The organism is Reyranella sp. GW821-FHT12G01 (assembly GCF_058806575.1).
Map to the genome: position 1 here is coordinate 1784346 of NZ_JBXAPV010000001.1, position 24740 is coordinate 1809085.

The window sequence follows — 24740 nt, forward strand, 5'->3', positions numbered from 1 at the left end:
GCGTCTAGGCGATCTTGCTCGTGCGGCCCTGCCAGTAACGATCGCGCAGCAGGCGCTTGTAGAGCTTGCCGGTGGGATGGCGCGGCAGCTCGGCCTCGAAGTCGATGCTGCGCGGGCACTTGATGGCGGAGAGGTGCTGCTTGCAGTAGGCGATCAGCTCCTCGGCCAGCGCCGGGCCGGCCTCGGACATATCGCGCGGCTGCACGACCGCCTTCACTTCCTCGCCGAAGTCGGCGTTGGGCACGCCGAACACGGCGCAGTCCATCACCTTGGGATGGTTGATCAGCAGGTTCTCGCATTCCTGCGGGTAGATGTTCACCCCGCCGGAGATGATCATGAACGCCTTGCGGTCGGTGAGGTGCAGGAAACCGTCGGCGTCGACATAGCCCACGTCGCCGAGCGTGCTCCAGCCCTTGGGATGGCGCGATTCGGCGGTTTTCTTCGGATCGTTGTGATACTCGAACTTGCGGCCCTCGGCGAAATAGACCGTGCCCGATTCGCCGGTGGGCAGCTCGTTGCCCTCGTCGTCGCAGATCTTGAGCTTGCCTACGATGGCTTTCCCGACCGTGCCCTTGTGCGCCATCCATTCCGCGGCGTTGCACATGGTGAGGCCGTTGCCTTCGGTGCCGCCGTAATATTCCCAGACGATCGGTCCCCACCAGTTGATCATCGCTTCCTTGGTCGGGATCGGGCAGGGCGCGGCCGCGTGGATCGCGCACTTCAGCGAGGACATGTCGTACTTCGCGCGCACGTCCTCGGGCAGCTTGAGGAAGCGCACGAACATGGTCGGCACGACCTGCGTGTGCGTGGCCTTATGCTTCGGCACGAGCTTCAGATATTCCTCGGCGTCGAAGTTCTCCATGATCACCGAGGTGCCGCCCAGCCGCATCACGCTCATGTTGAAGCGCAGCGGAGCCGCATGATAGAGCGGCGCCGGCGACAGATAGACCGTGTCGCTATTGATGCCATAGAGCTTGCGGGTGATCGCCAGCAGCGGATTGTCGAAGTCGATGGGCTGCGGCTCGACGACCGGCATCACGCCCTTGGGCCGTCCCGTCGTTCCCGACGAATAGAGCATGTCGTGGCCGGCCGTTTCGTCGGCGACCGGCGTCGCGGGAAAGCGCGCGACCTCGGCCTCCCAGGAGGCGTAGCCGTCGATCGTGCCGTCGACCATGTAGCGATGGGGCGCGCCCTTCATCATCGGCTTCAGCTCGGCGGCCTTGTCGGCCAGGTACTTCGAGGTGACGAACAGCCGGGCGCCACAGTCGGTCACGATATAGTCGACCTCGGCGGCGGTGAGGCGCGAGCTGATGGCGGTATAGATCAGGCCCGAGCGCTGGGCGCCCCAGCAGATCTCGAAGAAGCGGGGATTGTTTTCCAGGAAGATCGCGACATGGTCGCCGGCCTTCAGGCCGAGCGAGCGGAAGAGCTGCGCGATGCGGTTCGACTGCTCGTCGAGCTGGCGGTAGGTCACCGTCTGGCCGCTGCCGGCCATGATGTAGGCGGGCTTGTCGGGCTGGGTGCGGGCGTGATGGGAAGGATGCATGGCGCGGCATAAGAGCGGACGAAAAGACGGCTCGCAAGCGTTGACCCGGTTTCGCTCGTCGGCTTTGTGCTACAGGCAGAGGATCAGGAGTTTGGGCCGATGGCTGCAGTAGAGGTCGTCAACATCTTCACCATCGACGGGGCAGGCGGAAATCCGTGCCCGATCGCGGTCGACGCGCGCGCGCTCGAGCCGAAGGACATGCAGAAGGTGGCTGCTCAACACGGGCATGAGTCCGGGTTCGTCCTGCCGCCGCGCAATGGTGACTTCGACTATTCCTTCCGCTTCTGGGTGCCCAACCACGAGATGGAGATGTGCGGTCACGCCACGATCGGCGCGCTGTGGCTGCTGGCCAAGCACGACATGTTGCCGTCCAGGACCTTGCGGATCGATACGCTGAGCGGCCCGGTGACGGGCTTCGTCACCACCGGCGCCGACGGCCAGCCTTCGGTCGAGATCACCCAGCCTGTGGGCAAGGTGACGCCGCTCACGCCGGAGCAGGAGGCCGACGTCCTGCGCGTGCTGAAGCTCGAGCGCCGGGACCTGCTCGACGTCCCGCTGCACAATTCGATCACGTCGCGCGTGAAGACGCTCGTGCCGGTGAAGGATCCGGACCGGCTCAATGCGCTGAAGAGCGACATGCCGGCGGTCGAGGCGGTGTGTAACCGGATCGGCTCGACGGGGCTCTATCCCTATGCGGTCGTCGACAAGGAGGCGCGTTCGTTCGAGGCGCGGCAGTTCCCGCGCTCCTCTGGCTATCCGGAGGATGCGGCCACGGGCATCGCCGGCGCGGCGCTGGCCTTCGGCCTGCTGAGCGCCGGGCTGGTCGCCGCCGACGATCGCGAGATCGGCATCATCCAGGGCCGGGCGATGGGACGGGCGTCCCTGATCCGGGTGCGGATCGGCTTTGCCGGCAAGCAGCCGGTCGGCTGCCTGCTGGGCGGCGCCGTGACGCCGGCAGGGGAGCACTTGTAAAGGCCGCGCCCTTCGGCTTTATTCGCCGCGCACGAGTGTGTGCCCCCGTGGCGGAACTGGTAGACGCGCCTGACTCAAAATCAGGTTCCTCACGGAGTGTTGGTTCGAGCCCGACCGGGGGTACCATCGTGCATAAAAAGCCGGCTGACTGGCTTTTTCGGGCACTTCGGAACATTGCGCCCTAATTCCACATCGCTTGTAAGGTGTCTAACGCAGCCAGAGCCGCTGGCGGCTATGGTATGGCCGATGATGACACCTCCACTTTCAAGAGCGCCGCCCCGATGACCGGACAGAAGTTGCTCGTCGCCAATCGTGGCGAGATTGCCATTCGCATATTCCGCTCGGCAGCCGATCTCGGCATGGGCAGCGTCGCGATCTACCCCGCAGACGATGGCGCCAGCCTTCACGTCGAGAAGGCCGATACGGCGATCGCCCTGCCGGGTCGCGGCGTCGCTGCGTATCTCGACGGAGCCGCCATCCTGCGGGCGGCAAGCGAAGCGGGGGCGACCGCCATTCATCCCGGCTACGGCTTCCTGTCGGAGAACGCGGCCTTCGCACGTGCCTGCGCCGAGGCCGGCGTCACCTTTGTCGGTCCGACGCCCGAGATCTTGGAACTGTTCGGCGACAAGGACCAGGCGAGGCAGCTTGCCCGTAAGGTTGGCGTGCCGACTCTTCCGGGCACGGCGGCGCCCACGTCGCTCGAAGAGGCCCGCGCGTTCATGACGGGGCTCGGCGCCGGCGCGGCGGTGATGGTGAAGGCGGTCGCGGGCGGCGGCGGTCGCGGCATGCGGCCGGTCCTTGCAGCCGGCGAGCTGGAGGAGGCCTTTGCCCGTTGCCGGTCGGAGGCAACCACGGCCTTCGGTTCGGGTGATCTCTATGTCGAGCAACTCGTCCGCCAGGCGCGCCACATCGAGGTGCAGGTGATCGGCGACGGGACAGAGGTCGCGCATCTGTGGGAACGCGACTGCTCGCTGCAGCGTCAGCGGCAGAAGCTCGTCGAGTTCGCGCCCGCGCCGAACCTCGATGCGCGTGTCCGGCAACAGTTGCTGGACGCGGCCCTGACGCTCGCGCGCGCCGCGAACTACCGCAGCCTTGGCACCTTCGAGTTCCTCGTCGACAGCTCCAGCGGTGCCTTCTACTTCATCGAGGCGAATCCGCGTCTACAGGTCGAGCATACGGTGACGGAAGCGGTTACCGGCCTCGACCTGGTCGAATTGCAGCTCCGGCTTGCGGGCGGCGTCACGCTGGCCGAGCTTGGCCTTTCGGGTGGTGCAGGACCGGCCCCACGCGGCATGGCGATGCAGCTCCGCATCAACGTCGAGACGATGCAGCCCGATGGGTCGGCCAAGCCCGGCGGTGGCGTCCTGAGCACCTTCGAGCCGCCGTCTGGTCCAGACATTCGCGTCGATGGCTATGGCTATGCCGGCTATGCGACCAATCCGGCCTACGATTCGCTGCTCGCCAAGCTGATCGTTTTTGCCCGCAGCGGTCGCGTCGAGGATGTGACGGGCAAAGGCTACCGGGCTCTTTGCGAATTCAACATCGCGGGCGCGCCGACCAACATCGGCTTTCTCCAGGCCGCTCTGCTGGACGAGAGTGTGAGGACCGGCAAATTCGACACCGGCTTCGTGGGAGCCAGGGCGCCCGCGCTGATCGCGATGGACGCGACCGTTCATCCGCGTCTCTACGCGAGCGCGAAGGAAGAGAAGGAAGACAGGAAGCGGGGCAGTCGGGCGGGCGCCAAGGTCGACGCGGCCGATCCGCTTTCCGTGCTCGCCTACGGCCAGGCGACGCGCGACCGGCCGGCGTCAGGCGCCAGCGCTACGGGCGCGGATGAGCTGCAGGACGGGATGATCGGGCTTCGCACACCGATGCAGGGCACGGTCATCTCGATTGCCGTCGCGGTCGGGGACGCCGTTCCGGCGGGAGCCGAGGTCGCCGTGATGGAAGCCATGAAGATGGAACACGTCATCAAGGCGAGCGCGGGCGGCATCGTCCGGGCCCTTCATGTCGAGCCCGGTGAGACGCTCTGGGAAGACCAGTTGCTGCTGTCTCTCGAACCATCCGAGGTCGTGGGGCAGGTGCTGGATGGCGGCGACGAGGTGGATCTCGATGCGATCCGTCCGGACCTGGCCGAGGTGCTGGCGCGTCGGGCGATGACGCGGGACGAGAACCGGCCGGATGCCGTGAAGCGCCGGCACAAGACCAACCATCGAACCGCGCGCGAGAATGTCGACGACCTGGTCGATCCCGGCACGTTCGTCGAATACGGCCCCCTGCTCATCGCCGCGCAGCGGCATCGGCGGACGCTGGACGACCTGCTGGCGCGCAGTCCGGCCGACGGCCTCGTCGCGGGCGTCGGCCGCATGAACGGGCACATGTTCGAGGCGCCCGCCACCGGCGTTGCCGTGATGGCCTACGACTACACCGTCTTCGCAGGCACGCAGGGCGTTCACAATCACTGGAAGACCGACAAGATTCTCGACGTCGCCGAGGATGGGCGCATGCCCCTGGTGCTGTTCGCCGAAGGTGGCGGCGGCCGGCCCGGCGACGACGACTATGGCGGCTTCATCCAGTTCGATACGTTTCATCATTTCGGCCAGCTCTCGGCTCTCGTGCCGATGATCGGCATCGTCTCGGGCCGCTGCTTCGCGGGCAATGCGTCGCTGCTCGGCTGTTGCGACGTGATCATCGCGACGGCCGATACCACGCTCGGCATGGGCGGCCCGGCCATGGTCGAGGGCGGCGGTCTCGGCGTGTTCACGCCGGAGGAGATCGGCCCGATGTCGGTGCAGACGCGCAACGGCGTCATCGACATCCTCGTGGCCGATGAAGCCGAAGCCGTTGCCGTCGCCAAGAGGTATCTCGCCTATTTCCAGGGCCCCTTGAAGGAGTGGGCGGCGCCGGACCAGCGACGGATGCGCCACATCGTGCCGGAGAACCGGCTGCGCACTTACGAGATCCGCGACGTCATTCGCACGCTGGCCGACGAGGGCTCGGTGCTCGAGCTGCGCCGCGACTTCGGGCGCACGCTGGTGACGGCGCTGATCCGTCTGGAAGGACGGACGGTCGGCGTGATGGCCAACGATCCGAAGCATCTCAGCGGTGCGGTCGACTCGGACGGTTCCGACAAGGGCGCGCGGTTCATGCAGCTCTGCGACGCCTACGACATCCCCATGGTCAATCTCTGCGATACGCCGGGCATCATGGTTGGACCCGAGGCGGAGAAGACGGCGCTGGTTCGACATGCCGCCCGCATGTTCCTGACGAGCTGCAACATGACCGTTCCCTATTTCACGATCGTGCTGCGCAAGGCCTATGGCCTCGGCCAAAGCGCCATGGCCGGCGGCAACTACCGCGCGCCATACTTCTACGTCTCCTGGCCGACCGGCGAGTTCGCGCCGATGGGCATCGAGGGGCAGGTCAAGCTGGGCTTTCGCGCCGAACTCGCGGCCATCGAGGATCCGCAGGAGCGCCTGAAATTCTTCGAGGCCAAGGTTGCGCAGGCCTATGAAGCCGGCAAAGCGCTGAACCGCTCGACCAATTTCATGCTCGACGACGTGATCGACCCGGCGGAGACGCGGACCTGGGTCGTCAACATGCTGGCCGCCATCCGGCCCGCCCCGGCACGCACCGGCAAGAAACGCCCGATGATCGACGCCTGGTGATGGCGTGTTGCTCCAAGGCCGCCATCATTTACGTGTCCTGAACCGCCTGCGCGAGAAGCCGGCGCTTGCCGATTGACTACTTGCGCGCGGCGGCGACCAGCGCGTTGGCGGCGTGCTTCAGCAGCGGCACGGCTTCCTTCGGTTTGAACAACAGCGTGCTGACATAGGCGCCATTGACCAGCAGCGCGAGCTGGCCGGCCAGTTGATCCGGATCGGCGACGCCCAGCCCCTCGGCGATGTGCTTCAGGCGCTGGCGCATCTCGCGCTTGTTGCGGCGTGACACTTTCCGCGCCGGATGATCGGGTTCGGGGAACTCGGCGGCGATATTGATCTGTGGGCAGCCACGATAGGAGGGATTGCCCGCCTTCTCGCCGATCCATGTCATCAGCGCTTCGAGTTGTCGGGCGGGATTGCCTTCATGCGGCTGCACCGCCGCGTCCCATCCGGCCCAGTAGTTCTTGTCGGCGCGTTCGAGGAAGGCGGCGACCAGGTCGTCCTTGGTGCCGAAATGGCGGTAGAGGCTGGTCTTGGCGACGCCCGCCTTCTCCACGACGAGATCGACGCCCACCGCGCGCACGCTCATCTTGTAGAAGAGGTCCGACGCCGTATCGAGGATCTTGTCGCGCACGTCCTGCGTCGCACCGGACGCCGCCGCGGTCTTGGCCATCGTTCACCCGTTCGTCTCGTTCGCCCTCAACGTAATGTCCGTTCGGCCATCGCGCTACAGGCCTGTCTGTAGCGCGGCAGGAAGCCCGATAGTGGAGGCTTTCCGGGCTTCTTTCCCATCGCGGAAAAGAAATCTCATCGGCCGATGATCATAAGTCCTGCGCCGGAGCACGTGGTTCGGCGGGATGCGCTTGACCCCTCTCGTGCGCATTCGTACTTGAGGAACAGACAGGTCTGTATCGTCAAGGATCGGAGAAGGAAGATGGATCAGGTCGGCAAGGCGAAGCGGTTCCACGCGCTTCACGTGAAGGGCACGCCGGTCGTGCTCTACAATGCCTGGGACGCGGGCAGCGCCAAGGCGATCCTGGCGGCGGGCGCGAAGGCGATCGCCACCAGCAGCTGGTCAGTGGCCGAAGCCAATGGCTTCCGCGACGGCGAGAGCATTCCGCTGGCCTTCGTCGAACAGAATGCGGCGCGGATCGCCGGCACGGTCGAGGCGCCGGTGACGGTCGACTTCGAGGGTGGCTACAGCGAGGACGACGGGGAACTGGCCGACAATGTCGCGCGGCTGATCGATCTTGGCATCGTCGGTATCAACTTCGAGGACCGGGTGGTGCAGGGCGCGGGTCTCTATCCGGGGGAGCGCCAGGCGGAGCGCATCGCCGCCATCGCTCGTGTTGTCGCGCAGAAGAAGGTCGACCTCTTCATCAACGCGCGCACCGACACGTTCTTCATGGAAGGTGATCCCGCCACCTTCATGGAGACCGCACTCGCGCGGGCCAAGGCCTATGCGGCGGCCGGCGCGTCCGGCTTCTTCGTGCCTGGCCTGAAGGACGATGCGCTGATCGGGCGGCTCGCGGCGGAAGTGAGCGTGCCGCTGAATGTCATGGTGATGCAGGGCGTCTCGTCCAACACACGTCTGGCCGAACTCGGCGTCGCACGCATCAGCTACGGCAACATTCCCTATGTCGATGCGATGAAGGGCCTGCAGGCGCTGGCCGCGAAGGTGCTGTCGTGAGCGCGCCCGTCGATTACACACCGCGCAAGGTCTGGACCTGGAACAAGCCGAACGGCGGCAAGTTCGCCAGCATCAACCGGCCCCTCGCCGGCGCGACGCACGAAGCCGAGCTGCCGGTCGGCCGGCATCCGCTGCAGCTCTATTCGCTGGGCACGCCCAACGGCGCGAAGGTGACGATCCTGCTCGAGGAGCTGCTGGCCGCCGGCCATGCGGGCGCGGAATACGATGCATGGCTGATCGACATCAACAAGGGCGAGCAGTTCGGCAGCGGCTTCGTCGGGATCAATCCCAACTCGAAGATCCCCGCGCTGGTGGATCGCAGCGGATCGACGCCGGTCACCGTTTTCGAAACCGGGTCGATCCTGCTTTATCTCGCCGAGAAGTTCGGCGCCTTCCTGCCGAAGGACGTCGCGGGACGGACCACGGTGCTCAACTGGCTGTTCTGGCAGGTCGGCAGCACGCCCTATCTCGGCGGCGGCTTTGCGCATTTCTACGGCTATGCGCCGGTGAAGCTCGAATATGCCATCGACCGCTTTGCGATGGAGATGAAGCGCCAGCTCGACGTGCTCGATCGCCGTCTCGCCGACAACGCCTTCATCGCGGGCGACGGTTACAGCATTGCCGACATGGCAATCTTCCCCTGGTACGGCACGCTGGTGCAGGGCACGAGCGTCCCGGGATCGGCCGAGTTCCTGTCGGTGCACGAGTATCCAAACGTGCGCCGCTGGGCCGACACGATCGCCGCGCGTCCTGCCGTCCGGCGCGGCCGCATGGTCAACCGCACCTGGGGCGACGACCCCACGCAGCAACTGCGCGAGCGTCACGACGCCAGCGACTTTGACACCGCCACACAGGACAAGCTGGCGGCCCCGGCCGCTTGAGGACATCCCATGGATCGCCGTCTGCTCGTCCTGACCCTGGGCATGTTTGCGCTCGGGACAGACAGTTTCGTCATCGCCGGGGTGCTGCCCCAGATCTCGCGCAGCTTCGATGTGTCCATCGAGGCGGCCGGGCAGATGACCACCATCTACGCCGTCACCTACGCACTGCTGGCGCCGACCATCGCGGCGCTGGCGGCGGGCGTGCGCCGCAAGTCGTTGCTGTTCTGGAGCCTGGCGCTGTTCGTGATCGCCAATCTCGGCACGGCACTCGCACCGACCTACGGGATCGCGATGGCGACCCGCGTCGTCGCTGGCATCAGCGCCGCCATGTTTGCGCCCACGGCGACCGGTGTCGCGGCCTTGCTGGTCGCGCCGGAACGGCGAGGCTTCGCGCTCTCGGTCGTGGCGGCGGGCCTCAGCGGCTCGACCGCGCTCGGCACGCCCATCGGCGCCGTCATCGGCAATCTCGGCGACTGGCGCTGGACCATGGCCTTCGTCGCGGGCCTGGCGGCCGTGGCCTGCCTCGGCGTGCGGACGATGCTGCCGGAGATGCCGATGCCGCCGCGCATCGGTCTCGCGCAGCGCCTGAAGCCGCTGGCCGATTCGCGCATCGTCTTCACCCTGCTCACGACGCTGCTGACCATGAGCGGCATCTTCACGGTCTACACGTATTTCACCGTGGTCTTCGACCGCGTCATCCTGGGCGACGGGCTGGTGCTCGGCGCGCTGCTCGTCCTGTGGGGCGTGGCCGGCACGCTCGCGAACTTCCTGTCGGGCCGGCTGATCGACGCGATCGGCAACCGCAAGGTCATCTTCCTGCTGCTGGCGATCCAGACTGTAGTCACCCTGTCGTTGCCCTGGACCGGCGCCCATCTGTGGACGGCGGCCATCGCCATCGCGATCTGGGGTGGCAGCGCCTGGGGCTATCTGGTGCCGCAGCAACACCGGCTGGTCAGCGTGGCGCCGCAGGTCGCGCCGGTGGTGCTGGGCCTCAACAATTCCGGCTCCTATCTCGGTGTCGCCATCGGCGGCGTGATTGGGGCCTTCGGCTTGCAGTTCATCGATCCGCACCGGCTGGGCCTCATCGGCGCAGCCCTGGTGTTCGCCGCTTTCATATCCGCCGAGCTCGCGACCTGGCGTATCAATGTCGCGAACAAGAAGTCTTCGGCGTAGGCGGGCGTGGTCGGGATGGCGCGGGTGTTTTACGGCTGGTGGCTGGTCGCCGCCTATCTTTTGGTGGCGGTGGTGAGCTGGTCGCTCGGGACCTTCGGCATGGGCGTCTACATCCACGCTTTGTCGGCGGATGGACATTTCTCCATCAGCCTCGTGTCGAGCGCGGTGACGGTTTCGTACCTCGTGACCGCCGCCGCCCTGATGGTCGTGGGGACGGCCACGGTCCGCTACGGACCGGGAGCGGTCACCGCGGCCGGCAGCATCGTGCTCGGCGGATCGGTGGCCCTCGTTCCCTGGTGCACCGAGGCGTGGCACGTCTTCGCGCTGATGGTGGTCATGGGCATCGGCCGCTCGCTGCTCTCCACCACGACGATCAGCACGGGACTGGCGCCCTGGTTCGAGCGTCATCAGGGTCGGGCCATCTCGATGGCGCTTTTAGGCGCCAGCGTCGGCGGGATCGTCGGCACGCCGCTGCTCTTCGGCGGCATCGCGGTCTTCGGATTCCAGGTCGCGCTCTTCGTGGCCGGCGCGATGTCGCTGGTCCTGCTGATCCCGCTGTCGATCTTCGTCCTGAAGAGCCGACCGCAGGAAATGGGCCTCTATCCCGACGGCGTGAAGCCGACCTCCACCCAGGCGCGGGCGGCCGCCAAATGGACGCGCGCCGGCGCGATGAAGACCTTTCGCCTGCAGACGCTGCTGGTGGCGTTCGGTCTCGGCATGATGGTGCAGATCGGCTTTCTCAGTCACCACGTGTCGATGACGGTCGGCACCCTGGGCGAGCAGGGCGCGTCGCTGGCCGTGTCGGCCGCCGCGGTATCGGCCTTCATCGGCCGCATCCTGCTGGCGAAGTATTCCGATCATGTCGACATGCGCCTGACAACCGGCCTCGTGCTGGTGGTCGCAGCCGCCTCGCTGGTCGGCATGGCGATCTTCACGGGGCCCACGGGCCTGATGATCGCGAGCGTCGCCTACGGAATGACGATCGGCAACATGACGACCCTGTCCCCGATCATCGTGCGCCGCGAATTCGGCGCCGAGTCGTTCGGCGCCGTCTACGGCATCGCGGGATCATTGATCGGCTTCGCGATGGCCGGAGGGGCCGCGCTGTTCGGCGCCATCCGCGATGCCAGCGGCAGTTACGGTCCGGCGTTGTTCCTGGCCGCCGGCGTGAACGTGCTGGCGGCCCTCGTCATCGTCTGGGGCCGCCGCCGTCCGGTTCCCGCCGCCTCGTAGGGCGGGGCGGTCTGCTAGACCATCACCACCTTGCCGGTGGGGAGGTCGTAGTAGGCGCCGACGACCTTAAGCTTACCGGCCGCGACCATGTCGCCCAGGATCGGCTTCTCGGTCTGCAGGCGACGGACATTGGCCTGGACGTTGTCGACCACGGCGCGCTGCGCGAGGTCGGCGCCAGGTGTCTTGAGGACCGGCTCGATGCCGGGCTTCATGGAACGGACCAGGTCGGCGATGTGGCCGGGCAGGGTATTGCCCTTCTGCAGTGCCTCGACGGTGGCGTTCACCGCGCCGCAGCTCGTGTGGCCCAGCACCATGATCACCTTCGTGCCCAGCACGGCGGCGCCGTATTCCAGGCTGCCGAGCCCGTCGGGCGTGACGAAGTTGCCGGCGACGCGGACGGTGAAGAGTTCGCCCGGCGGCTGGTCGAAGGCCAGTTCCGGCGCCACGCGAGAGTCGGCGCAGCCGAGGATGGCGGCGAACGGCTTCTGGCCCTGGGCGCGCGCGGCGCGGCCGGCCGAGAAATCGCGTTCCGTCATCTGGCCGGCGACGTAGCGCGCATTGCCTTCCATCAGCAGCGCGAGCGCCGCGTCAGGCGTTGCGGCCGACCGTACAGGCTGGGCCACGGCCGCGCCGGTCGACACGGCGCCGACCGCGGCCGTGACCGCAAGGCCGGCCATTCCCGAAAAAACACCACGGCGTGACAGACAGATGTCGCACATGAACCCTCTCCCCCGAGATGAGTTCAGCATACGAGCGACCTGTTGCCCGGCAATTGCATTCCGTGCATGGCTGATCGCATAAGTTTTACAGTATCGTTGTGGAAAGTTGTAAATTACGGCCGCACGCCTTTGTGGAAGGCCTTCACGGCAAGCGCCGCCACAAGCCCGCCGAGGATGATCCCCATGAAGCCGATGATGACGGCGAGAGTCCGGGTGAGGGGCCGGGTCGGCACGAGATCGCCGTAGCCGATGGTCAGGCCGGTAATGAAGGCGAAGTAGATGCCCTTGAAGACGCCCCAGCCCTCGAGCAGGCCGACGACGATCCCCATCGATGCTTGCAGAGCCAGCAAGGCCGAGAAGATCGGCCAGCAGATGCGCAAGCCTTCCAGGAAGGCGCGCACGTATTGCTGGCGCGCGTTCAGGGCCTGGCCTTCGGCCGGTAGAGGAGCATCGAGCCCTGGCCCATGGGGAAGGCCGTGATGGTCGAACCGCGGCGGTCGTCGTTCCACATCTGCGGCGACGAACCTGCGACAGGTGCACCGTGAATGCCGGAGAGCAGACTGGAGAGCAGGCCTACATCCGAGGTCGGAAAGAGCACTACGGTCTGGACAAGCCGGTCGCTGCCATCGAAGGCGAAGGATGCCTGTGCCGGCATGCCGACCATGGTGATGCCGTCGACGTAGAGCGACGGGGCGACACCGCCCGGCGGCGCGGCGCAGACGGGGAGGCCGGGCTGGCAGGGCGTCGTGCGCCCGCCGCTGGCCGACGCGAGCTGCGAGGCGCTGAGGCCCCACTCGGCATACTGCCACCAGCACAAGGCCGGCGTCGCCGACGCGACCAACAACAGAATCGCCAGTAACGGACTGCGCATAGGCTCCCCCTGCCGGAGCCCACCGTATGTCGCAGGCCGGCGGGGGCAATCTATCGGCCGTCGCGGCCGCGGGGCTTGATTTTACTCAAGGCCCCCGATGCGGCCGCTGGTTACAACCCCCGGACTATGCCAATCGGGGGAGCCAGCATGTCACACAACAACCGTCGTTCGATCCTGAAGCTGATGGGCGGCGCCGCCCTGGCGACCGGTGCCCTGCCGCTGGTGGCGCATGCGCAGGGCGACGACCTCGTCGTCCCGAACCGCTACCAGAACTTCAAGCGCGGCACGATCCACCTGATCCATCCGGAAGCGCGCAGCTTCACGATCATCTGGGAGGATCTCGGCCGCGTGAAGATGAAGGCCGCCGACCTCGTCACCAACTTCGCCTCGCTGAAGGTCGGCCAGATCGTCGACGTGCAGTGGTACGACTATCTCGACTTCCTGGTCGCCAAGACGACGCCCGCCGTCACGGCGCGCGCGCAGGAGATGCTGAAGCAGGGCGCCCGCCTCGAGGGCATTCCCGGCGCACAGCAGCGCATCCGCCTTTGGACGATGGCCGGCATGGCCACCAAGATCGATGTGCCCTCGGCGACGATCTTCCTCATCAACGCCTCGGGCGGCGAGCCGGACAAGCCGTCGCCCAATAGCGGCGAGGTCATCCAGATGCCGCAGATCAAGACCGACGCGGGCCGGGCTGCGCTCGCGACGCTGAAGGTCGGCGATCAGGTCACCACGGTCTTCAGCCAGCAGACCGCGATCGAGGTCAAGATCATCCGCTGACCGGCGGCTAGCACGGGGGACAGCCATGAAGCTGCTGCGCGGCATTCTTGCCGAAGCACCGCTCGCCTGGCTGCTCTTCGCCGTGCCGGTCGCGGCTTGGGCCCATCACGCATACCCGCAGTCGCCGCTGCTGGTATTCGTGCTGGCGTGCCTGGCCATCGTGCCGCTGGCCGGGCTGCTGGGCGTCGCCACCGAAAAGCTGGCGGCGCGCACCGGCGAGGGCATCGGCGGCTTCCTGAACGCCACCTTGGGCAATGCCGCCGAGCTGATCATCGCGCTCGTGGCGCTGAAGGCCGGCATGCTCGACGTCGTGAAGGCGTCGCTCACCGGCTCGATCATCGGCAACCTGCTGCTGGTCCTGGGCGCGGCGTTCCTGGCCGGCGGCCTGCGCCACAAGGTGCAGACCTTCGCCACCATCGGTGCGCGCACGCAGATCGGCATGATGGCGCTCGCCTCGATGGCGATCCTTGTGCCCTCGGTCTTCGCCGCGACCAAAACCGGCGAGCTCGCCGCCCGTTCGGTGACGTTCAGCATTGTCGTGTCGGCGATCCTGCTCGTGGTCTATGTCTGCAGCATCATCTTCACCCTGCGCACCCACGCCGACCTGTTCCGGGGCGAGGCCGCGTCTGGTGACGAGGGGCATCACGGTACCCCGTGGTCGATCTCGCTGGCGCTGGGCGTCATGGCGGGCGTCACGCTCCTGATCGTCTGGATGAGCGAGATCCTGGTCGCAACAGTCGAACAGGCCTCGCACGCGATGGGCCTGTCGAGCCTGTTCGTCGGCGTCGTCGTCGTGGCCGTGGTCGGCAACGCCGCCGAACACAGCACCGCCGTGCTGGTGGCCATGCGCAACCGCATGGAGATGGCGGTGGGCATCGCGATCGGCAGCAGCACCCAGATCGCGCTGTTCGTGGCGCCGTTGCTGGTCCTGCTCAGTCTCTGGATCGCGCCGGCGCCGCTCAGCCTGGCCTTCAGCGGTGTGGAAGTCTTCCTGGTGATGGCCGCGACCTTCGTCGCCTCGATCCTGATCGTCGGCGGCCAGTCGACCTGGTTCACCGGCGTCCAGCTCATCGCCATGTACGCCGTCATGGCCGTCACCGTGTTCGCGGTCCCGGCATGAGGCGGCGCCTGTCTTTTGGCCTGGCATTGGCTGCCCTCGGGGTGGCGGCGTGTCACGATCAGCAGACGATCGAAGGCACGTCGTCCCGGACCATCAACGTGGCCGGCAAGCGCATGAAGGCGAACCTCTCTCCCACGGGCGTGCCGAACGAATACGACCTGCTGATCGTGCGCGACGCCATCGTCATCGACCCGGACCCGCAAAGCGAGCGGGCCCGCGGGCAGGAGGCGGCGACCCGCGTCACCCGCGAGGTCTGCAAGGTCAAAAATCTGAACCCGCAGATCGTCGACGAGCGCCTCGTCGAGGAGATCAATTTCTATGTCCGCTTCCGCTGCGTCTAAGGCCGGCAGCCCGGAATGGCGGGTAGCGAGTTGTTTGTCCGCTACCGGACGGGTTGTATGTCCCGAAATCGCAAGACTCCCCGATTTGCGGCTGGTAGCATCGCGTCGTGAAAGAAGCCTTTCCGCGCCAGCCCCGCGGTGTCGCCTTCGCGGGCCCGGCATCCTCACCTCCTCTGCCATGCGATCGCTGCATCGGCAGGACTCTCAATTTGTGCAAACCCCTGGAGACGGCGCGACTGCGCGAGCTGATGGCGTTGGGCACGATGCGGCGCTGGAAGCGCCACGAGATCCTGTTCCGGGCCGGCGATCCGATGTCGAGCTTCTTCAAGATCAGGGACGGCGTCGTGGCGGTATCGCGCACGCTCGACGACGGTCGGCGACAGATCGTGGCGGTCCGCTCGGCCGGCGAATGCGTCGGCTATCTCGATGCGGCCGGCTGCTATGCCTTCGAGGGCCAGGCGCTGACCGACGTGGAAGCCTGCGCTTTCGACCGCCGCGGCTTCGATGCGATGGCAGCCGACAATCCCGATCTTGCCGCCGCGCTGGCGGAAGCCCTGTCACACGCACTCACGCAATCGGCCCAGTCGATGCTCGTCGTCGGCAAGCTTCGCTCCACCGAGCGGGTGGCGCATTTCCTCGCGGAGATGGTGCTGGTGCATCGCCGCAGCCACACGAATGGCGGGCCTTTGCATCTGAGCATGAACCGGACGGAGATCGCCGACTATCTCGGCCTCACCGTCGAAACCGTCAGCCGGTCGATCGGCAAGCTGAAGAAGCGTTCGATCATCAGCCTCATCGACAGCGACGAGGTGGTCGTCCTGAACGATGCCCTGCTGAACGAGATCGGCAAGATCGACGGCGATGCCGGCAAGGGGGCGATCGGCTAGCGCCCGTTCATATCATCAGCGTAAGGAGCAACAGATGCATCGGATAGCGCGACACGTCTCTCTTCTCGCGGTCGTCACGGTGCTGGCCGCCGGCTGCGACCAGTTCGACAACATGTCGCCCGGCCAGAAGGGCGCCGTCACCGGCGCGGCCCTGGGCACTGGCATCGGCCTGGTGTCGGGCGGCAGCTTCGGCACGGTCGTCGGCGCCGGCCTGATCGGCGGCGCGGTCGGCTATATCGGCGGCACCGCCATCGGCAACAACCGGTAGGGGCCACAACGATGTTCCCGCGGTTTCTCTCGGCCATCATCGCCCTCGCGCTGCCGACCGCCGTTGCGCACGCCCAATCGCCCGCGCTGAGCTTCGACAGCGCGGCCTACGTCACGTGCCGGGAAGCGCACGCCATGACGCCCGATGCGCGCCGCGCGCTGGCCGTTTTCCTGATCGATCACTCCGCGCGGCGGCACGGCGTCACGATCCCTGAGGACGAGCGCGGTGCCCAGCTCGGCCATCTCGTCCGAGGCGGCTGCACCCTGTCGCCGGACGCCTATCTCTATGCCGTGATCGACCGCGCCGTGGTCGCCGAGTCGTCGAGGCTTCCGAAACGCTAGGGCCTTTCGCCCGTTTTAAATAATGACCTCACCCTGAGGAGCGCTCCGCAGGAGCGCGTCTCGAAGGGTGGGAACGAGCACCGCGTTTGTTGCCCATCCTTCGAGACGGCCACTTCGTGGCCTCCTCAGAATGAGGTCGGTGGGTCAATCTGAGACGGGAAGACGCTAGCGTCCGTCGAGCCATTGCACGATGTAGGGATCGACCTCGGCGGCGATCGTTGCGAAGTCCTCGGCGCGCAACGCCTCTTCGGGACGGACGATGAGGATGCCTTTGTCACGAAGCAGCTCGAAACGGATCATGTGTCCTGCTCCCATCGCGGCCGGCGACTGCCACTGCCGGAGAGGCTACCCCCTGCATGGGGTGCGCGCCATCCTGTGCGGGAGACGTTCACATCGCGGTAGTCTGACGGTGTGACAATCGGGCACCGCGCGGTTTGACTTTCATCAAGGGCATGCCGGCGGGCGGCGATAGGTTGGAGACCCATTCCAGGGAGGCGCATCATGTCGACTGCTCCCAGTCTCGGCTTCATCAACGACTACTGGATCGACGCGTGGCAGCGATCGATCCTGACGCTGGACGCGCTGCGTCAGCGCGGGAACACCTATCTCGAACAGGCCGACAAGATCGCGCCCAACGTGCTGGGCTTCGAGTTCGAGCTGGTGCGCGACGGCCGCCTGTTACCGCATCCGGTCAACTACATGCTGGTGCGCATCGTCCCGCCCGAGGGTGCGGTCATCGATCCCGCGAAGCCACCCTTCATCGTGGTCGACCCGCGCGCCGGCCACGGGCCGGGCATCGGTGGCATGCGCCAGGACAGCGAGATCGGCGTCGCGCTGGCGGCGGGTCACGCCTGCTACTTCGTCGGCTTCCTGCCCGTGCCTGTCCCGACCCAGACCATCGAGCATGTCTGCGAGGCCGAGGCGACCTTCGTCGAAGTCGTTACCGGCCTTCATCTCGAGAGCGACGGCAAGCCGGTGATCGTCGGCAACTGCCAGGCGGGCTGGCAGATCATGATGATGGCCGCGATCCGGCCCGAACTGTGCGGACCGATCCTGCTGGCCGGCTCGCCGCTGTCCTATTGGGCGGGCGTGCGCGGCCGCAATCCGATGCGCTACCTCGGCGGCACGCTGGGCGGGACCTGGCTCACCGCGCTGTCGGGCGATCTCGGCAAGGGCATCTTCGATGGCGCCAACCTGGTCGCCAACTTCGAATCGCTCAATCCGGCCAACACCTACTGGCAGAAGGGTTACAACCTCTACTCCAAGGTCGATACCGAGGCGGCGCGCTACCTCGACTTCGAGACGTGGTGGGGCAACCCTGTGCTGCTCAATGCCGGCGAGATGCAGTGGATCGCCGACAACCTCTTCGTCGGCAACAAGCTGACCTCGGGCGAGATCCGCACCTCGGCCGGCGTCCGCGTCGACCTGCGCAACGTGCGCTCGCCCGTCATCGTGCTGTGCTCGTGGGGCGATAACATCACGCCGCCGCAGCAGGCGCTGGGCTGGGTCCTCGATCTCTACGATCAGGACGACGAGATCGTGGAGAACGGCCAGACCATCGTCTACACGCTGCACCAGACGATCGGCCATCTTGGCATCTTCGTGTCGGGCAAGGTCGCGACCAAGGAACATGCGGAGTTCGCTTCCTGCATGGAGATGATCGATCTCCTGCCGCCCGGCCTCTACGAGGCCGTCATCACCGAGGTCGACGACAAGACCGCGAACCCGGACCTGATCCACGGCAAGTACCTGTTCCGGCTGGAGACCCGGACGCTCGACGACCTGCGCGCCCTGGGCGGCAACAGTCCCGAGGACGACCGTCGTTTCGCCGCCGCGGCGCGCGTCTCGGAGATCAACAAGGCGCTCTACCAGACCTTCCTGCAGCCGGTCGTGCAGGCCACGACCACCGAACAATCGGCGGCTCGGATGCGCGAGACGCATCCCAGCCGGCTGCGCTTCGAGGCGCTCTCCGACCGCAGCCCGATGGGCTCGCAGATCGAGTCGCTGGCGAAGGCGGTGCGCGCCGACCGCAAGCCGGTCGGCGAAGACAATCCGCTGCGAGTCTGGGAGAAGGTCACCTCGACCTGGATCGCGACCTGCTGGCACAACTATCAACTGGCGCGCGACGCAGCGACCGAAGCGACGTTCCTCGCGACCTATGGATCTCCGCTGCTGCAGGCGATGGTCGGCATCGACGGCACGGAGAGGCCAAAATCGGTCACCCGCGACCTGACGCGCGACGCCAGCGTCGCGGAGCGGCGGGCCGATCTCGAGAAGCATTTCGAAGTGGGCGGCGTCGCGGCCGCTCTTGTCCGCGCGATCGTCTATCTCAGGATGAAGGAAGGCACCGTCGATGAGCGCGGCTTCGCCGTCCTGCAGGCGGTGCGCCGCCTCCAGCCGGCCAACCGGCGGATGACCTCGGGCGAGATCAAGGCGCTGTTCCGCGACCAGTACCTGCTGTTGCGCCTCGACGAGGAGCGCGCCATCCGCGCATTGCCCCGCTTGTTGCCCGACGACGCCCAGCAGCGCGAGACGGCCTGGCTGATCATCCGGGACGTGATGGCGGCGAGCGGCCGTCCGCCGGACGAGGCGCGCCTGCGCCGCATCGAGGAGGCCTTCGGACATGCCTGACGCAGCGCCGCTGCGGCGGCACGAGAAGTATGAGCAGCTGATCGCGGTCGCGCAGAAGCATCAGCCGATGGTCACGGCGGTAGCGCACCCGTGCGATTCCGTTTCGCTGGAAAGCGCAGTGGAGGCCGCACGGCTGGGGTTGATGAAGCCGATCCTCGTCGGTCCGCCGATGCGCCTGGCTGATGTCGCGGCGCAGGCGTCGATCGATATAGGCGCCTTCGAGATCGTGGGCTCGGCCCACAGCAACGATTCGGCCGCCAAGGCGGTCGAACTCGTGCGTGCCGGGCGGGCCGAGGCCTTGATGAAGGGTAGCCTTCACACCGACGAACTGATGGCGGAGGTGGTGTCGCGTCAGACCGGTATCCGTACCGCGCGACGCATCAGCCACTGTTTCGTGATGGACGTGCCGGGGCACGCGCAGGCGCTGATCATCTCCGATGCCGCGGTGAACATCGCGCCGACCCTCGAAGACAAGATCGACATCGTGCAGAACGCCATCGACCTGGCGCACGCCCTGAACGTCCCCCAGCCGCGCGTGGCCATCCTGAGCGCGATGGAGACGGTCAATCCCAAGGTGCAGTCGACCATCGAGGCGGCCGCCCTCTGCAAGATGGCGGATCGCGGCCAGATCACCGGCGGCCTGCTCGACGGGCCACTGGCGCTCGACAACGCCATCAGCGTCGAGGCGGCGGCCATCAAGAAGATCGTCTCGCCGGTGGCCGGACGCGCCGACATCCTGATCGTGCCCGATCTCGAAGCAGGGAACATGCTGGCCAAGAGCCTGTCGTTCCTTGCTTCGGCCGATGCCGCGGGCATCGTGCTGGGCGCCCGCGTCCCCATCATTCTGACGAGTCGCGCCGACGTGTTGCTGACGCGCCTCGCTTCCTGCGCCGTGGCCTGCCTTTCGGCCGCCGCCCGGCGCGCCCAGAGCGCCCTTCGATGAGGACGACATGAGCGAACCCATTCGCGCGGTGCTGACCGGCCACAAGGCGCTGGTCGTCGGGATCGCCAACGACCAGTCGATCGCCTATGGCTGCGCCAAGGCATCTCGCGAGGCCGGCGCCGACCTCGCCGTCACCTGGCTGAACGAAAAGGCCCGGCCGCATGTCGAGCCGCTGGCCGATACGCTCGAAGCGCCGATCAAGGCGCCGCTGAACGTCGCCGAGCCCGGCCAGCTCGAAGCCGTGTTCGACGAGATCGCGCGGCGCTGGGGCAAGCTCGACATCCTCGTCCATTCGATCGCTTTCGCGCCGATGGAGGATTTGAGGGGCGGCCTGCTCGACTGCTCGGCCGAGGGCTTCGCCAAGGCGATGGACGTGTCGTGCCACTCCTTCATCCGCATGGCCCGGCTGGCCGCGCCCCTGATGAAGAAGGGCGGCACGATGTTCGCCATGAGCTATTACGGCGCCAACAGGGTCGTGCCGAACTACAACGTGATGGGACCGGTGAAGGCCGCGCTCGAAGCCGCCTGCCGCTATCTCGCCTACGAGCTGGGACCGCAGGGCATCCGCGTGCACGCGATCTCGCCCGGCCCGCTCAAGACCCGCGCGGCGTCGGGCCTGAAGGATTTCGAGCTGCTGCTGAACGAGGCGGCCCGCAAGGCGCCGCTGGGCGAACTCGTCGACATCATGGATGTCGGCTATGCCTGCGCCTATCTCGCCACGCCTTTCGCCCATCGCATCACCGGCGGCACCGTCTATGTCGACGGCGGCACCAACATCGTGGCCTGACGCGAAGATGGGGCTTCCTGGCTGCATCGCCGTCCTCAATGCGGGCTCATCCAGCATCAAGTTCGCGCTCTACGACGCGGACGCGCATGACCTGTTATTCCGCGGTCTGATCGAAGGCCTGGGCACCCATCCTCATCTCAAGGTGCGCGACGCCGGCGGCGAGACCGTCGCGGAGAAGAACTGGCCGGACCAGAGCCTCGATCACCATGCCGCGACGGCCGAGATCATGACGCTGGGCCGCGAGCTGCTGGCGGGACGGCCGGTGGTCGCCTTCGGTCATCGCGTCGTGCATGGCGGCATGGACTTCGCCGCGCCGGTGCGCATCGATACCGACGTCATGACGAAGCTGGCCCGGCTCGTCCCGCTGGCGCCGCTCCACCAGCCGCACAATCTGGCGCCAATCGCTGCGATCGCCGAGGCAGCGCCCGGCCTGCCGCAGATCGCCTGCTTCGACACGGCCTTCCATCGCGCGCAGCCGCCGCTTGCCCAGCAGTTCGCCCTGCCGCGGCAACTCACCAGCGAAGGCGTGCGGCGCTATGGGTTCCACGGCCTGTCCTACGAATACATCGTGCGCCAGACCCAGGAAGACCCCACGTTGCACGACGCGCGGCTCGTGATCGCCCATCTCGGCAATGGCGCCAGCCTGTGTGCGGTCAGTGGCGGCCGCAGCGTCGCCAGCACCATGGGCTTCACCGCGCTGGACGGGCTGATGATGGGAACGCGCTCGGGCGCGCTCGATCCCGGCGTGCTGCTCTATCTCCTGCAGCAGCGCGGCAGGTCCGCCGCCGACATCGAGCACCTGCTCTACAGCGAATCCGGCCTGCTGGGCGTCTCGGGCCTGTCGTCCGACATGCGCACCTTGCGGCAATCGACGGCGCCGGAAGCCCGTGAGGCCACCGACCTGTTCGCCTATCGCATCGTGCGCGAGGTCGGCTCGCTCGCGGCCGCCCTGGGCGGGCTCGACGCCATCGTGTTCACCGGCGGCATCGGCGAGAACGATGCCGCGACGCGCGAGGCCGTCTGCTCGGGCTGTGGCTGGCTCGGTCTGCGGCTCGACCGCGAGCGCAACGGACGCGGCGAGCGCTGCATCAGTGCCGCCGGTTCTTCGGTATCGGCCTGGGTCGTGCCGACCGACGAGGAGCGCATGATCGCGCTGCATACGAAGGAAGCGCTGACGGCTTGATCATTGTCAAAGGCGCGGGTGCCGCCTTGGCATAGGCTTGGACGACAGGGGGAGTCCGATGGCCAAGGACGAGAAGCTGACGCGCAAGGTCTACGAGAAGCAGCTCGCCAAGCTGCAGGTCGAGCTCTGCCATCTGCAGGAGTGGGTCAAGCATACAAGGGAGCGCGTCATCATCGTGCTCGAGGGACGCGACGCCGCTGGCAAGGGCGGGCTCATCAAGGCGATCACGGCGCGCGTCAGTCCTCGCGTGTTCCGTGTCGTCGCCCTCGCGGCGCCGTCGGACCGCGAAAAGACTTCCATGTACATCCAACGCTACATGGAGCGCTTCCCGGCGGGCGGCGAGATCGTGATCTTCGATCGCTCCTGGTACAACCGCGCCGGCGTCGAGCCGGTGATGGGCTTCTGCACCGAGGCGCAGCACAAGCAGTTCCTGACCCATTGTCCCAACGTCGAGCGCTTCATCGTCGAGGGCGGCACGCGCCTCCTGAAGCTGTGGCTCGAGGTCGGCCAGGAGGAGCAGGAGAAGCGCTTCGCGGCGCGGGTCGATGATCCGCTGCGGCAGTGGAAGCTGAGCCCAATGGACATCAAGTCCTACGACCACTGGTACGACTATTCGCGCGCGCGCGACCTGATGCTCCAGCATACCGATACCGAAGATGCGCCTTGGCACATCGTGCGAACCGACGACAAGAAGCGCGGCCGGCTGAACGCCATCTCGCACATCCTGGCGAGCCTTCCCTACAAGCGCATCGACAAGGCGAAGGCCAAGCTGCCCAAGCGATCGAACAAGCACCGCTACGACGACCAGGCGAGCCTGGCCGGCCGGCGGTTCGTGCAGGAACTTTTCTGACGGGAATCATTCAGGCAGGCACGGAGAGACCCATGACCACGTTGCTGAGCGTCAAGGAATTGCAGGCCAAGATCGCAGAAGCGGAAGGCCTCAAGGCATCGGCTGCGATGAAGCGGATGCAGGCCGAGGAGCGCGAGAAGGAAGAACTGCTGAAGCACCTGAAGGGGCCGTCCGGCTTGAGCGACGAGGCGGTCATGGAGAAGGCCTCGATCATCATCAACCGGGCGGTCGAGAACGGGCTGATGTCGGTGCAGGTGTTCCGCTTCCCCCACGTCCTCTGCTCGGACAATGGCCGCGCCATCAACCAGGCCGAGGCCGGCTGGGAAACGACGCTCACCGGCATCCCGAAGGAGATCTTCGAATTCTGGCAGCGCCAGCTCCAACCGCGCGGCTATCACATCCGCTACGAAGTCATCGACTACCCAGGCGGCATGCCCGGAGATATCGGCATCTTTCTAAGCTGGGGCTGATCAGCGTTCGAGGCCGGAAACGGGCAGGTCCGCGGGACCGGGGCGTCGGGCCTCGACCAGATGCCGTGCGTCGGCTTCGCGCCCGGCGGCGAGATAGGCGCGCAGCAATGTCGCTTCCACCAGATCGCCCTGGGCGCGGCTGCCGCCGATCCGTTCGCGCTCCGCCAGCCTAGACTCGATCAGGGCGATCGCCCTCGCATGATCTCCGTGCTGGTAGGCCGCGAAGGCGCGCGCCACGTCGGGAATGATCGTGCCGGAGGGATAGCGGCCCGCGCTCGCCAGCTCCTCGATGGCCTGGATCCAGCCTTCGAGCGCGGCATCGTTGCCGGTGGCGGCGTAGGTGAGCGCCACGTGCCAGTCGGCGAGGGACATGCCGGGGCGCGGCAGCTTCTCGCGCGCATAGTCCACGAGCTTGGCCCAGCGCGCGTCGTCGCGCGGATGGCCCGCCAGTTCCGATCGCCACAGGAACGCCGCGGAATCCGAGAGCTTCTGGTGAACCGCGCCGCGATGGTCGTCCGCGCAGAAGGCATCGTTGTAGAGGCGAAACGCGCCTTCCATGTTGCCGGCCTGGAACTCGAACAGGCCGAGGTGCCAGTTCAGATGGCCGAACAGCCCGCCGCCGCGATCGTAGAGCGGCAGCCAGTCGCGCATGAAGGCGATGCCGGCCTCCTGCTCGCCGGTTTCGTAGCAGAGATGGGCGAAGGCATGGGCGCCGTAGGCGTTGCGCCGGTATTGCGCCAGCGAGCGCTCGATCATCGGGCGCGCCTCGTCATGCCGGCCGATCTCCGACAGCGCCATCCCGTGATGGGCCTGGAACCACCAATCCTCGCCATAGTGCGGCGCGAGCCCGTCGAGGAAGTCGGTCAGGTCCTGCTCTCGGCCGGGCAAGCCCGACATCCCGATCAGGCCGCCCTGGTTGGCGGCGAGGCTCAACACCAGCGCATCGCGCGGCCAGGTCTGCACGTGGGCGCGGATCGCGGCGAGCGCGGCGACGGCCTGGCCGGCGAACAGGTGCCGGAAGACCTCGATCTGGCTGCGCTCGCGCTCCGACAGTCCCTCGCCGAGCGACGTCGCCTTGGCGAGGTCTTCCCGCACGGCATCGAGCTTGCCGGCAAGCTGCGAGGCGCGGGCCCTGCCGACATAGGCGAGGGCCAGGGAAGGATCGGCGGCGATGGCGCGCTCGAACGAAGCGGCCGCTCCCGGATAGACCGTCAGCAGGAGATCGACGCCCTCGACATAGGCATCGCGTGCCGCTTCGTTCGTCGTGGAGAGAGGGAGGCCGTAGCGGTCTGTCAGCATGTCATCACCAATCGAAATCCCACCGCGGGCGCGATGGGCGGGAGCGTGCGACAGGGGCAGGGGGCTTTCAAGAAGCGTTTCGCTCGGACAGTA

The 24740-nt window shown here is 66.8% G+C and carries 25 protein-coding genes and 1 tRNA gene; 19 read left to right on the forward strand and 7 right to left on the reverse strand.

Annotated features, from left to right (window positions below; all coding sequences use genetic code 11):
• Nucleotides 1-4: 4 nt before the first annotated feature.
• Nucleotides 5-1546, reverse strand: coding sequence for an AMP-binding protein (locus AC1RP5_RS08810; RefSeq protein ID WP_493110259.1), 1542 nt, complete (start codon nt 1544-1546; stop codon nt 5-7).
• A 99-nt stretch (nt 1547-1645) separates the two neighbouring features.
• On the opposite strand from AC1RP5_RS08810, the gene AC1RP5_RS08815 reads away from it, so the two are divergent.
• From AC1RP5_RS08815 to AC1RP5_RS08825, 3 genes are all read left to right on the forward strand, one after another.
• Nucleotides 1646-2518 carry a PhzF family phenazine biosynthesis protein gene (locus AC1RP5_RS08815; protein ID WP_493110260.1) on the forward strand — a complete coding sequence of 291 codons (873 nt, stop codon included), beginning with the start codon at nt 1646-1648 and terminating at the stop codon, nt 2516-2518.
• A 41-nt stretch (nt 2519-2559) separates the two neighbouring features.
• Nucleotides 2560-2644, forward strand: a tRNA-Leu gene (locus tag AC1RP5_RS08820).
• Nucleotides 2645-2799: 155 nt separating this feature from the next.
• Complete coding sequence (locus AC1RP5_RS08825; protein WP_493113318.1) at nt 2800-6186, forward strand: acetyl-CoA carboxylase family protein; 3387 nt, start codon at nt 2800-2802, stop codon at nt 6184-6186.
• A gap of 76 nt (nt 6187-6262) precedes the next feature.
• On the opposite strand, the gene AC1RP5_RS08830 is transcribed toward AC1RP5_RS08825, so the two are convergent.
• Nucleotides 6263-6853, reverse strand: a complete 591-nt coding sequence (locus AC1RP5_RS08830) for a TetR/AcrR family transcriptional regulator (RefSeq protein ID WP_493110261.1) — start codon at nt 6851-6853, stop codon at nt 6263-6265.
• Between the two features lie 261 nt (nt 6854-7114).
• Here AC1RP5_RS08830 and AC1RP5_RS08835 point away from each other — a divergent pair, with 261 nt between their 5' ends.
• The 4 genes from AC1RP5_RS08835 to AC1RP5_RS08850 are packed head-to-tail and all read left to right on the forward strand — an operon-like array spanning nt 7115 to nt 11157.
• Entirely contained in the window at nt 7115-7870 is a 756-nt protein-coding gene (locus tag AC1RP5_RS08835; protein ID WP_493110262.1) for an isocitrate lyase/PEP mutase family protein, read from the forward strand.
• Nucleotides 7867-8751 carry a glutathione-dependent disulfide-bond oxidoreductase gene (gene yghU / locus AC1RP5_RS08840; RefSeq protein WP_493110263.1) on the forward strand — a complete coding sequence of 295 codons (885 nt, stop codon included), beginning with the start codon at nt 7867-7869 and terminating at the stop codon, nt 8749-8751. Before AC1RP5_RS08835 ends, yghU begins: the two co-directional genes overlap by 4 nt.
• Nucleotides 8752-8760: 9 nt before the next feature.
• Nucleotides 8761-9924 (forward strand): MFS transporter, encoded by a 1164-nt coding sequence (locus AC1RP5_RS08845; RefSeq protein WP_493110264.1) that lies wholly within the window; start codon nt 8761-8763, stop codon nt 9922-9924.
• 15 nt (nt 9925-9939) lie between these two features.
• The gene (locus tag AC1RP5_RS08850; protein WP_493110265.1) at nt 9940-11157 is read left to right on the forward strand and encodes an MFS transporter; all 1218 of its coding nucleotides are present in this window, start codon (nt 9940-9942) and stop codon (nt 11155-11157) included.
• A gap of 14 nt (nt 11158-11171) precedes the next feature.
• On the opposite strand, the gene AC1RP5_RS08855 is transcribed toward AC1RP5_RS08850, so the two are convergent.
• The 3 genes from AC1RP5_RS08855 to AC1RP5_RS08865 form a co-directional block, all read right to left on the reverse strand.
• Complete coding sequence (locus AC1RP5_RS08855) at nt 11172-11876, reverse strand: carbonic anhydrase (protein ID WP_493110266.1); 705 nt, start codon at nt 11874-11876, stop codon at nt 11172-11174.
• Between the two features lie 113 nt (nt 11877-11989).
• Complete coding sequence (locus AC1RP5_RS08860; protein ID WP_493110267.1) at nt 11990-12277, reverse strand: ion channel; 288 nt, start codon at nt 12275-12277, stop codon at nt 11990-11992.
• A gap of 17 nt (nt 12278-12294) precedes the next feature.
• Nucleotides 12295-12747: a hypothetical protein gene (locus AC1RP5_RS08865; RefSeq protein WP_493110268.1), complete on the reverse strand. Its 453-nt coding sequence runs from the start codon at nt 12745-12747 to the stop codon at nt 12295-12297.
• Between the two features lie 147 nt (nt 12748-12894).
• On the opposite strand from AC1RP5_RS08865, the gene AC1RP5_RS08870 reads away from it, so the two are divergent.
• The 6 genes from AC1RP5_RS08870 (at nt 12895) to AC1RP5_RS08895 (ending at nt 16484) form a co-directional block, all read left to right on the forward strand.
• Entirely contained in the window at nt 12895-13527 is a 633-nt protein-coding gene (locus AC1RP5_RS08870; RefSeq protein WP_493110269.1) for a hypothetical protein, read from the forward strand.
• 25 nt (nt 13528-13552) lie between these two features.
• Complete coding sequence (cax, locus tag AC1RP5_RS08875; RefSeq protein WP_493110270.1) at nt 13553-14647, forward strand: calcium/proton exchanger; 1095 nt, start codon at nt 13553-13555, stop codon at nt 14645-14647.
• Nucleotides 14644-14988 carry a hypothetical protein gene (locus AC1RP5_RS08880; protein ID WP_493110271.1) on the forward strand — a complete coding sequence of 115 codons (345 nt, stop codon included), beginning with the start codon at nt 14644-14646 and terminating at the stop codon, nt 14986-14988. The genes cax and AC1RP5_RS08880 overlap by 4 nt, the downstream gene beginning before the upstream one ends.
• A gap of 209 nt (nt 14989-15197) precedes the next feature.
• Nucleotides 15198-15875 carry a Crp/Fnr family transcriptional regulator gene (locus AC1RP5_RS08885; RefSeq protein WP_493110272.1) on the forward strand — a complete coding sequence of 226 codons (678 nt, stop codon included), beginning with the start codon at nt 15198-15200 and terminating at the stop codon, nt 15873-15875.
• 34 nt (nt 15876-15909) lie between these two features.
• Nucleotides 15910-16143: a YMGG-like glycine zipper-containing protein gene (locus tag AC1RP5_RS08890; protein WP_493110273.1), complete on the forward strand. Its 234-nt coding sequence runs from the start codon at nt 15910-15912 to the stop codon at nt 16141-16143.
• 11 nt (nt 16144-16154) lie between these two features.
• On the forward strand, nt 16155-16484 hold the full coding sequence (locus tag AC1RP5_RS08895; protein WP_493110274.1) for a hypothetical protein: 330 nt from the start codon (nt 16155-16157) through the stop codon (nt 16482-16484).
• Between the two features lie 165 nt (nt 16485-16649).
• Here AC1RP5_RS08895 and AC1RP5_RS08900 read toward each other — a convergent pair whose 3' ends face one another.
• Nucleotides 16650-16784 (reverse strand): hypothetical protein, encoded by a 135-nt coding sequence (locus AC1RP5_RS08900; protein WP_493110275.1) that lies wholly within the window; start codon nt 16782-16784, stop codon nt 16650-16652.
• A 201-nt stretch (nt 16785-16985) separates the two neighbouring features.
• Here AC1RP5_RS08900 and AC1RP5_RS08905 point away from each other — a divergent pair, with 201 nt between their 5' ends.
• Genes AC1RP5_RS08905 through AC1RP5_RS08930 form a run of 6 tightly spaced genes read left to right on the forward strand, consistent with a single transcriptional unit; the run spans nt 16986 to nt 23348 of the window.
• Nucleotides 16986-19115, forward strand: coding sequence for a DUF3141 domain-containing protein (locus AC1RP5_RS08905; RefSeq protein ID WP_493110276.1), 2130 nt, complete (start codon nt 16986-16988; stop codon nt 19113-19115).
• Nucleotides 19108-20058: a phosphate acetyltransferase gene (locus AC1RP5_RS08910; RefSeq protein ID WP_493110277.1), complete on the forward strand. Its 951-nt coding sequence runs from the start codon at nt 19108-19110 to the stop codon at nt 20056-20058. The genes AC1RP5_RS08905 and AC1RP5_RS08910 overlap by 8 nt, the downstream gene beginning before the upstream one ends.
• Nucleotides 20059-20065: 7 nt before the next feature.
• On the forward strand, nt 20066-20845 hold the full coding sequence (gene fabI / locus AC1RP5_RS08915) for an enoyl-ACP reductase FabI (RefSeq protein ID WP_493110278.1): 780 nt from the start codon (nt 20066-20068) through the stop codon (nt 20843-20845).
• 7 nt (nt 20846-20852) lie between these two features.
• A complete protein-coding gene (locus tag AC1RP5_RS08920) occupies nt 20853-22028 on the forward strand; it encodes an acetate/propionate family kinase (RefSeq protein WP_493110279.1) in 1176 nt (391 codons plus the stop codon).
• 58 nt (nt 22029-22086) lie between these two features.
• Nucleotides 22087-22878, forward strand: coding sequence for a polyphosphate kinase 2 (gene ppk2 / locus AC1RP5_RS08925; RefSeq protein ID WP_493110280.1), 792 nt, complete (start codon nt 22087-22089; stop codon nt 22876-22878).
• Nucleotides 22879-22910: 32 nt separating this feature from the next.
• A complete protein-coding gene (locus AC1RP5_RS08930; RefSeq protein WP_493110281.1) occupies nt 22911-23348 on the forward strand; it encodes a hypothetical protein in 438 nt (145 codons plus the stop codon).
• Here the strand turns inward: AC1RP5_RS08930 and AC1RP5_RS08935 are convergent, their stop codons facing one another.
• Nucleotides 23349-24647 (reverse strand): tetratricopeptide repeat protein, encoded by a 1299-nt coding sequence (locus AC1RP5_RS08935; RefSeq protein WP_493110282.1) that lies wholly within the window; start codon nt 24645-24647, stop codon nt 23349-23351.
• Between the last annotated feature and the right edge of the window lie 93 nt (nt 24648-24740).